Here is a 2613-nt window from a genome sequence, read left to right on the forward strand (position 1 = left end):
GATGCCGAGATCGCCGACGTCGCGCGACGCCTGCCCGCGGACGTGGTCGCCGTCGTCTCGCCCGACCAGGCGCGGGCGTTCGCCGAGGCGGGGTTCGAGCTGTTCGCGGGCAAGGTGGCCCAGGGCGGCGAGGCCACGGCGTACGACTGCCGCGCGTTCGCGTGCGCGCTGCCGACGACCGACCCCGCGCACCTGCGCTGAGGAGCGGGCGGGATCCGGCTCAGATCCAGCTGGGCAGCCAGTTGTGCAGTCGCCAGAATTCGTACGGCACGGGCAGTCCCGCCCACACGGGGTACCAGAACGCCGACACCCCCACGCACACCACGAGGAACGCCAGCACGATCACCTGTCCGCTCAGACGCGAGGATCCGCGCACCCCGCGGGCGACGTCCTGCAGCGCGAAGGCCAGGGCGAGCACCAGGAACGGCAGCATCGCCACGGTGTAGAACTGGAAGATCGTGCGCTCGGGGTACAGCAGCCACGGCACGTAGGTGGCGGCCAGGCCCGTGAGCACGACCGCGAAGCGCCAGTCCCGCACCATCACGAACCGCACGAGCAGATAGACGGATGCCGCGATCCCGGCCCACCAGATCACGGGGTTCGCGATGCTCGAGATCGCCTCGGTGCACCCGGCCGGCAGGGTGCAGCCGTTCACCCCGACATCGTCCTGATGCCAGTACATCGACGTGGGGCGCAGCAGCAGCGGCCACTGCCACGCCGGGCTGGCGTAGCTGTGCGGGGTGACCAGCCCGACGTGGAACCGGTACATCTCCTGGTGGTACGCCCAGAGGTTCTGGAGGGCCATCGGCACCCACGCGAAGGGTCCGGTCGCGTTCTGGTCCGTCTCGCGCATGTAGCCGCCGTCGGTGAACAGCCACCCGGTCCAGCTCGCGAGGTACACCACGACGCTGATCGGCACGAGCACGACGAACGACATCAGGCCCTGGCGCACGGCATCCATCGGCCACTGCACGATCCTCTGGCGGCGCCGGGCGAGCGCGTCGGTCACGACCGCGTAGACGCCGATCGCGGCGAGCACGTACAGGCCCGACCACTTCACGGCGGTCGCCGCCCCCGCGGCGGCACCCGCGGCCAGCAGCCACGGGCGGTCCCACAGCAGTGGACCCCAGGTGTGCGTGTGACCGGGCAGGGCGTCCATCGCGGCGTCGAGCCGGTCGCCCGTACGGCGCCGGTCGAGCACGGCGAACCAGAACGCCAGGACGATGAAGAACGTCAAGAAGACGTCCAGCAGCGAGATGCGGCTGAGCACGATTCCCAGTCCGTCGATGGCGATGAGACCGGATGCCACGGACGAGAACACGATCGAGTGCGTCAGGCTCCACGCGAGCAGGTAGACCAGCAGCACGGTGGCCGTGCCGAACACGGCGGCCGAGATGCGCCAGCCGGTCGCGGAGTCGGGGCCGAGCAGCGCCATCCCCGCGCCGATGAGGATGCGCCCCAGCGGCGGGTGCACGACGTAGCTGCCGATACCGGTGAAGATGTCGGTCTCACCGGCGGCGAAGCGCGGATCGGTCTCTTCGGGCCACTGCGAGGGGTAGCCGAGCACCCACTGGCTCCAGGAGTCCTTGACGTAGTACGTCTCGTCGAAGACGAGCTGGTGCGGGTTGCCGATGTCGACCAGGCGCAGCACCGCGGCTACCAGCGTGACAATCGCCGGGGCGAGCCACCGCCACAGGCGCAGGCGCCGCGGATCGGCCAGCAGGACGTCGCGCCATCGGTCGAGGCGCGTCGGCTCGGCCGAGGGCAGCAGGGAAGGGGCGGCAGCGCTCACGGCCCCCAGCCTAAGGTGGAACGGTGATCATCCTCGCGGCGACCCCGATCGGCAATCTCGGTGACGCCTCGCGGCGGCTGGTCGAGGCGCTCGAGAACGCCACCGTCGTCGCCGCCGAGGACACCCGCACCACCCAGCGCCTGCTCGCCGGTCTGGGCGTCGAGAACCGTCCGCGCCTGATCGCGCTGCACGACCACAACGAGAAGGAGCGCGCCGCCGAGCTCGTCGCGCTCGCCCGCGAGGACGACTTGCTCGTGCTCAGCGATGCCGGCATGCCCACCGTCAGCGACCCCGGTTTCGGCCTCGTCGCCGCCGCCGCCGCGGCCGGGGTGACGGTGACCGCCCTGCCCGGACCCAGCGCGGTCGTCACGGCGCTCGCCGTCGCGGGGCTCCCCACCGACCGCTTCGCGTTCGAGGGGTTTCCGCGCCGCAAGCCCGGGGAGCGTCGCAAGGTCTTCGCGCAGCTGGCGTCCGAGCAGCGCACGCTCGTCTTCTTCGAGTCGCCGTCCCGATTGGCATCCACCCTCGACGACCTCGCGGGGGCGTTCGGCGCCGATCGTCCCGCCGCCGTCTGCCGCGAACTGACGAAGCTGTACGAAGAGGTCAAGCGCGGGACGCTGGGCGAGCTCGCGGCGTGGGCGTCCGAGGGCGTCCGCGGTGAGATCGCGATCGTCGTCGGCGGCGCGGCCGCGCGCGAGGTGGAGTTCCCGGATGCCGTGACCCAGGTGCTCGCGCTCGTGGGCGGGGGAGCGCGTCTCAAGGACGCCGCCGCCGAGGTGGCGTCGCAGACGGGCCACTCCTCGCGCGAGCTGTACCAGGCG

2 protein-coding genes and 1 pseudogene are annotated in these 2613 nt (G+C 71.6%); 2 read left to right on the forward strand and 1 reads right to left on the reverse strand.

Going from position 1 to position 2613, the window contains the following annotated elements; translation table 11 throughout:
* A pseudogene (locus DBR36_RS17890) lies at positions 1 to 201 on the forward strand (thioredoxin domain-containing protein); the annotation flags it as partial.
* Positions 202 to 220: 19 nt separating this feature from the next.
* On the opposite strand, the gene DBR36_RS14865 reads toward DBR36_RS17890, so the two are convergent.
* Positions 221 to 1792 (reverse strand): dolichyl-phosphate-mannose--protein mannosyltransferase, encoded by a 1572-nt coding sequence (locus DBR36_RS14865; RefSeq protein WP_108320528.1) that lies wholly within the window; start codon positions 1790 to 1792, stop codon positions 221 to 223.
* Positions 1793 to 1815: 23 nt separating this feature from the next.
* Here DBR36_RS14865 and rsmI point away from each other — a divergent pair.
* A partial coding sequence (gene rsmI / locus DBR36_RS14870; protein ID WP_108320532.1) for a 16S rRNA (cytidine(1402)-2'-O)-methyltransferase occupies positions 1816 to 2613 on the forward strand: 798 nt, incomplete at its 3' end.

It is taken from the genome of Microbacterium sp. HMWF026 (genome assembly GCF_003061325.1).
Taxonomy (GTDB): Bacteria; Actinomycetota; Actinomycetes; order Actinomycetales; family Microbacteriaceae; genus Microbacterium; species Microbacterium testaceum_E.